The organism is Lancefieldella parvula (genome assembly GCF_963530955.1).
Lineage (GTDB): Bacteria > Actinomycetota > Coriobacteriia > Coriobacteriales > Atopobiaceae > Lancefieldella > Lancefieldella parvula_A.
The window spans coordinates 1-7,223 of sequence record NZ_CAUSFQ010000071.1 but is presented as its reverse complement, the minus strand read 5'-3'; the positions used below and the strand labels follow the sequence as shown (position 1 = coordinate 7,223).

At 50.1% G+C, this 7,223-nt stretch carries 5 protein-coding genes; all 5 read right to left on the bottom strand.

Annotated features, from left to right (window positions below; translation table 11 throughout):
- The coding region (locus RWJ43_RS05255; protein WP_314008650.1) for a helix-turn-helix domain-containing protein at positions 1-405 on the bottom strand (405 nt) is incomplete at its 3' end.
- Between the two features lie 2 nt (positions 406-407).
- The gene (locus RWJ43_RS05250) at positions 408-2,900 is read right to left on the bottom strand and encodes a DNA translocase FtsK (RefSeq protein ID WP_314008647.1); all 2,493 of its coding nucleotides are present in this window, start codon (positions 2,898-2,900) and stop codon (positions 408-410) included.
- A gap of 5 nt (positions 2,901-2,905) precedes the next feature.
- Complete coding sequence (locus RWJ43_RS05245; protein WP_035431010.1) at positions 2,906-4,570, bottom strand: ribonuclease J; 1,665 nt, start codon at positions 4,568-4,570, stop codon at positions 2,906-2,908.
- 248 nt (positions 4,571-4,818) lie between these two features.
- Positions 4,819-7,017: a polyribonucleotide nucleotidyltransferase gene (locus tag RWJ43_RS05240; RefSeq protein WP_314008644.1), complete on the bottom strand. Its 2,199-nt coding sequence runs from the start codon at positions 7,015-7,017 to the stop codon at positions 4,819-4,821.
- Positions 7,018-7,101: 84 nt separating this feature from the next.
- Positions 7,102-7,223 (bottom strand): 30S ribosomal protein S15 (locus RWJ43_RS05235; protein ID WP_314008653.1); only part of this gene is annotated, 122 nt, incomplete at its 5' end.

Genomic DNA, 7,223 nt, shown 5'->3' with positions numbered 1-7,223 from the left:
ATCGCCAGCTGGTCCTCCCGCTGTGGGGAGAAGACCGTGGTACTGTACGTATGCCTTTGGCCTACTACCAGACTCGTTTACAACGTCATAGCCAGCAATGCCACGACCAGACTGAGTATCGCGGGTACGACGGCGAAGCTCATGGGAATAGGTGCCGTTTTCAAACTCGTAGCTCTCCTCCTGGAAGAGGTCTACAATCTCACGCGGATTGAGTCCCAGGTAGCGAGCATACGAAGAGAGCATGCCCTGAGCATAGCCGCTCTGAGGCATATTCGTAAAATCGCCTTCCTCAAAAGCAATAAGTGCCTGCTCCTTGAGGCGAAGAATCTTTGATGCTTGAGTGATAGAAAGCCCGAGCTGACGTCTACGTTCTACGAGCATCTCACTAAAACGAGGGCGTGGCATGCTTACTCTACCTCCCTATAGGCAGCGTCTTGAACTTTGAGTTCTTCAAGAGCATCTTTATCGATAAGAACTTCTCGAGGCTTTGATCCGTTGGCTGGGCCAACAACACCTTTTGCCTCAAGCATATCCATAATTCTACCAGCACGAGCATACCCAACAGAGAGTGCTCTTTGCAAACTAGATGTAGAACCTAGCTGAGAATCCACAATAATGCGTGCAGCTTCCCAAATAAGTGGGTCGTCTGCCTGTGCCATACCACCAACTCCGCCAGCGCCATCGGCCTGTGTTGGAGTTGCAACGGTCAAGATATTGTCGTGATATTCGGCCACGCGCTGAGTGCGGATGTACTTAACGGTCTCCTCAATCTCCTCGTCAGAGACCCAGCAACCCTGTGCGCGATTAGGCTTCTTACCACGAAGTTTAACCAGCATGTCACCCTTACCAAGCAGTTGCTCAGCACCCTTTTGGTCCAGAATAATGCGGGAGTTCAAAGAGTTATCAACTGAGAGTGCAACACGGTTGTCAATGTTTGCGCGGATCAGACCAGTTACGACGTCTGCAGAAGGACGCTGCGTTGCAACAATCAGGTGAATACCTGCAGCACGACCAAGCTGAGCAATACGGACAATGGAAGACTCAACGTCTTTGCCAGCAACCATCATAAGGTCAGCAAGCTCGTCGATGACAATGACAAAGTACGGCATATGCTTTGGAGGATTCTCCATATCAGCGTACTTATCGCCATCAACATTTCTGTTGTACGTCTTAATGTCACGCACTTTGTAGTGCTCAAATACCTTAAGGCGACGCTCCATCTCGGTGACGCCCCACTGAAGCGCACTTGCGGCTTGCCTTGGCTCGGTAACAACTGGAACATACAGGTGAGGAAGGCCAGCATAACCCGTAAACTCAACGCGCTTTGGGTCAACCATGATAAGGCGGACCTGCTCAGGAGTTGCGCGCATGAGCATAGACATGACAATGGCATTGAGCAGGACAGACTTACCAGAACCAGTGGTACCTGCTACCAGCAAGTGAGGAAGACTTGCAAGATCAACAACAATTGGCTTGCCCTCAGAATCGCGACCAAAGGCGCACTCAAGAGGACCGCCTTTTGCAAACGGAAGAACGTCAGCCAAGTTGACTGCCTGGGCTTTCTCGTTAGGAATCTCAATACCAACTAGAGAAGTTCCAGGAATTGGTGCAAAAATACGAACAGACTTTGCCGCAAGTGAAAGCGCAATATCGTCCTCAAGATTGGTGATCTTGTTGACGCGCTCACCCTCGCCCATCGAAATCTTAAATGTAGTAACAGAAGGACCTGCAGTCCAACCAACCACCTGGCTGGAAAGGCCAAACTCCTCAAGCGTAGCCTGGAGTCTCTGAGCAGTAGCTTCAAGCTCATCATCGCTTACGGCAGAAGTGGCCGAGTTCTTGTTTGTCTTCAGAATGGTAAATGGTGGCAGCTCATACGACTCATCGTTGTCACCTGGCCTCTTGAGCTGGTCAGGTGTGGCGAGAAAATCAGGTGTCGTTTTAGCTTTACTCTTAGGTTTAGCCTGTTTTGTTGTAGGAGCAACATCAGCTACAGCAACATCGTTTTTCTCGACAACTGCATCATCTGGCTGGTCTTTTTTCTTAGAACGAAGCTTATTCTTAGCTTTATCAATGAGCGTAGTAGGAGCATCTCCTGCGTCCTCTTGCGCCTCTTCTTCCTCGTAAAGACGGGCGTCACGCTTGATGACAGAAGTCTTGCGATTGCCCAGATACGTGGTCTCCCCTTCACCGGTCTCGTCAAAGAGAGACGACTGGTTGTTTGCGCCACGTCTACCCTGCTTCTTTGCAGGCTGAGGAGCATTTGCAGCGTAGAGCGCCTCTTCTTTTGCAAGAGCACGCTCTTCTTTACGGTAGCGATGATTCTCGCGCGCTTCATCAAGGCGGAAGCTTACGCGCTCAACCATGTCAGAGATGGAGAAGCCGCAGATAACAACACCGGCAATAATAAAGCCAACCAAAAGGACATTGCCCACCACGCGGCCAACAAAGCGCAGCAAAACCCAAGCAATACCGCCGCCCACATAACCGCCGGCAGCCTCTAGGACTTTTGTGCCCAGAAGCATATCTGGAGCAGCCTCGGCACCTGGGAAGTTAAGTGAAATAAGAGCAAGGGCAGCAAGAACGTCCAGCGTTAGACCAATAGCAATACGCGTAGAGATTCCCTGATCATCACGCATAAAGAAGGTCATAGCAAAGACAAATACTGCAATGGGAAAAAGTAGCGCTCCCGTACCAAAACAGAGCTTAAGCCCATGACCCATTGCGCTGGTAATAACAGCATTAGAAGGGACAATAATGGACAAAAACAGAGCAATTGCAACCACTGCAAGAACAACACCAATGATATCGTTCTGCAGTGGGCTCAAGCCTACTGCCTGGGCAGAAGCGGCGTTTCTAGAATTTCTTTTTGCTGCGTTTGAGGTGCGTTTAGAGGGCATTGGGCTTATACCTCCATAATGACCGGAATAACCATTGGTCGAGTACGAGTTTTGCTCCAAAGGAAGTTAGAAAGGGCATTACGAACGCTCTTTCTCATTGCTTCAATGTTTGCGCCTTCGGACTTAGAGGCCTTCTCAATTGAATTTCTCACAAGATTCTGTGCGTCATTCATAAGCTCGTCATCATCAGCAAATGAAACACCACGACCAGAAATCTCAACAACGCCTGGCTTGAGATTGCGACCAACAAGGGTTACCACAGCTGTGACAATGCCATCCTGGGAAAGACGCTGACGGTCACGAAGAACAACAGGGTTTGCGTCGGTTACAGAGAGGCCGTCAACGTACACTACGCCAGACTCAACAGTCTTACCACGAGTAACCTTGCCATTTCTCATCTCAAGTGTGTCGCCGTTATCCAGAATAAAGATGCGGTTTGCAGGAACACCCATCTGCTGAGCAAGTTCTGCGTGAGCGCGTAGGTGAACAGCCTCACCGTGGACTGGCATAAAGTTCTTAGGACGAGCCATACCAAGCATAAGCTTGAGCTCTTCCTGGCTACCATGACCAGAAACGTGGACAAGCGCCTTTGATTTGTCGTAAATCTCGCAGCCAATCTTAGAGAGAGCATTGATGATGGACTGAACGCTCTTCTCGTTACCTGGAACAGGAGTTGCAGAGATGATTACGGTGTCCTGAGGACGAATGGAAAGCGACTTGTGCTCTCCGTTTGCCATACGCGCCAAAGCGCTCAGAGGCTCTCCCTGAGAACCGGTGCACAAAACAACAATGCGATCATCTGCAAGTTTATCGACATCGTAAGCATCAATGATGTCTTTATCAGCAATGTTGAGATAACCAAGCTCACGGGCAACCTTAGTGTTGGTAATCATGGAGCGGCCCGTAACAACAACTTTGCGCTTTACCGCAACAGAAGCGTCACACACCTGCTGCAGGCGGTGAATGTGGCTTGAGAACGACGCAACAAAGACGCGACCAGTTGCATTCTTAATGATGTGACGAAGCGCCGCACCAACAGAAGCCTCGGATGGAGTCATACCAGGTCGATTAGCGTTGGTTGAGTCAGACAACAGCAGGTCAAGACCCTCGGAGCCAAACTTGGTGATAGCCGCATAATTTGGACGCACGCCATCAATTGGAGTCTGATCAAGCTTAAAGTCACCAGAGTGAATAAGCGTTCCTGCAGGAGTCTTCATATGAATACCAAAAGCCGCAGGAATAGAGTGAGTCATCGAGAAGAACGTGATGTCAAAGGCACCAAGCTGGACCTTTGAGCCATCAGTAACCTCACGAAGCTTAGTACCCACAATCTTGTGCTCAGCAAGCTTGCCTTCAATAAAGCCAAGCGAAAGCTTACTGGAATAGATTGGCACCTTACGAGTAAGGTCCATAAGCAGGTACGGAAGAGCACCAATGTGATCCTCGTGACCGTGGGTAATCAAAATACCGCGAAGCTTATCTTCATTTTCAAGTACATAGGTGTAGTCTGGCAAAACTAGGTCAATACCAGGCTGTTCGTCATCTGGGAACATCAAACCAGCATCAACAAGCACCATATCATTACCGTATTCAAAAACGGTCATGTTCTTGCCAATGCCATCAAGTCCGCCCATAGGAATGACTTTAAGAGCTGGGTCTTTCTTAGGCATTAAAACGGTTTCCTTTCAAAAACTTTCTATGACAGACGCAACCCAAAGGGCCGTCTCTAAGACTTTTTGCAAAATCTACATGTTGTTTAATTATATAAAAAATCTGCACGTATTACGCTATATATTCCCAAAGAATCAAAATCTCAACAGAATAACAAGAGAGCTCCGACATGCATCGAAGCTCTCTTCAATACCTCATGTTTTATAAGACCTCGCGTGGCGAGAAACCCATTGAGTTTGAGCGTGCCTTATGCGTCGTGGTGACGACGTGGCTGCCTGCGCTCAGAGTTGCCGTTGTCGTTCTGACGACGTGGACGACGCTCCTCACGGTCATTCTTTGGAGCACCCTGTGGTGCCTCTGGCTTATCAAGACGGTCAAGAGAAATCTTGCCCTTCTCGTCTACCTCAAGGACCTGAACCTTAACCTCGTCGCCAACAGCCAGGACATCCTCGATCTTCTCGACACGTCCCTGTGCAACGCGGGAAATATGAAGCAGACCGTCCTTGCCAGGAAGGAGCTCAACAAAGGCGCCGAATGGCTGAAGACCAACAACGCGACCAGTGTACTCCTCGCCTACCTCTGGAACCTTAACAATAGCCTTGATGCGCTCGGCAGCAGCCTCGGCAGCACCGTTAGTACCAGCGATAAAGACGGTGCCATCCTCCTGGATGTCAACGGTTGCGCCCGTATCCTCCTGGATACCGCGGATAACCTTGCCACCAGAGCCAATGACGTCGCGAATCTTATCGGTTGGGATAGAAAGCGAGATGATCTGTGGAGCGGTCTCTTTGGTCTCAGTACGAGGTGCAGGAATCTGCTCGAGCATCTTGTTCAGAATGAACATACGGCCCTCTTGAGCCTGAAGAAGTGCGCTGCGCAGAATCTCTGGAGTAAGACCAGTTGCCTTGTTGTCCATCTGCATTGCAGTAATACCCTTGGTGGTACCACAGACCTTGAAGTCCATGTCGCCAAGGAAGTCCTCAAGACCCTGGATATCAGTAAGAACAACAGTCTTGCCATTCTCCTGGATAAGACCCATTGCAACACCAGAAACAGGACGCTTCAGAGGAACGCCTGCATCCATAAGGGAAAGTGTAGAACCGCAGGTAGAAGCCATGGAAGAAGAACCGTTGGACTCCATTACCTCAGAAACAACGCGAATGGTGTAAGGGAACTCTTCCTCAGAAGGAATAACAGGCAGAAGTGCGCGCTCTGCAAGAGCTCCGTGACCAATCTCACGGCGCTTAGGGCTGCCCATACGGCCAGTCTCACCGGTGCAGAATGGTGGGAAGTTGTAGTGGTGAATGTAGCGCTTGCCATCCATTGGCTCAATGGTGTCAAGACGCTGCCACTCGTTGAGCATGCCAAGTGTACAAATGGAGAGAACCTGGGTCTGACCGCGCTGGAAAAGACCAGAACCGTGAACAAGTGGCAGGTAGTCAGGCTTGACCATGATTGGACGAATCTCGTTGGCTACACGGCCGTCAACACGCTCGCCGGTCTCAACAACCATGACGCGCATTGCATGCTTCTCAAGAGCCTTGAGCTCAACTGCAATAGCGCGGCTCCAAAGCTCCTGCTCCTCCTCGGTGAACTGAGCCTTGATCTCATCCATCAAGTCAGCAACCTTCTGCATGCGGGACTGCTTGTCAGCATCCTTAAGAGCAGCGCTCATCTGGTCGTAGTAGGCAAAGATGCGGTCGTGAACCTCAGCGATCGGCTCGTCAAGGATGTACTCACGCTTAACAATAGGACCGTTAACCTCTTCCCACTTAGCAATGAACTTCTTCTGCTCCTCGCAGAATGCTGCAATTGCCTCCTGGCCAAATGCCATAGCAGAGAGCATGTCCTCTTCGGAGATCTCATCTGCGCCAGCCTCAAGCATGGAAATGAAGGTTGAAGAGCCACCAAGCTCAAGGTCAAGATCAGAGTGATCGCGCTCTTCGTAGGTTGGGTTAACTAGGAACTCACCGGTATCAGCGCTGCGACCAATACGGACGCATGCAAGTGGTCCCTCAAAAGGAACACCACCAACAGCCAGAGCAGCAGATGCACCCATGACAGAGATGGTATCAACAGCGTTTACCTGATCAGCAACAAGAGAAGTTGCAACAATCTGAACCTCGTTGCGGAAACCTTCTGGGAAGGAAGGGCGCAGAGGACGGTCAATCATACGAGCAGTAAGGGTTGCCTTCTCGGATGGACGAGCCTCACGCTTGAGGTATCCACCAGGAACACGACCAACTGCGTACATTTTCTCAATAAAATCAACAGTCAGTGGGAAGAAGTCGTAATCCTTACGCTCCTTGGAAACCACTGCAGTGAGAAGTACGGTGGAATCGCCGCACTTAACGATACAGGCACCGGTTGCCTGCTTTGCGAGCTCACCAGCCTCAAGGGTGTAGTGCTTACCGTAGAGGTCAAATTCGTGAGTTACTTTAGTCATTTCTTTCCTCTTCTATCTCCGTTTGCCCCATTGCAAACGGGCCTCAAACATAAAGGGCGCCAGACGGCGCCCTAAAAAGCCAACTTACTGGATGTTGTCGCGGATACCCAGGGAAGCAATAAGAGTACGGTACTCTTCAATGTCGTTTGCCTTGATGTAAGACAGAAGACGACGACGCTTACCAACGAGCATTAAAAGACCACGAC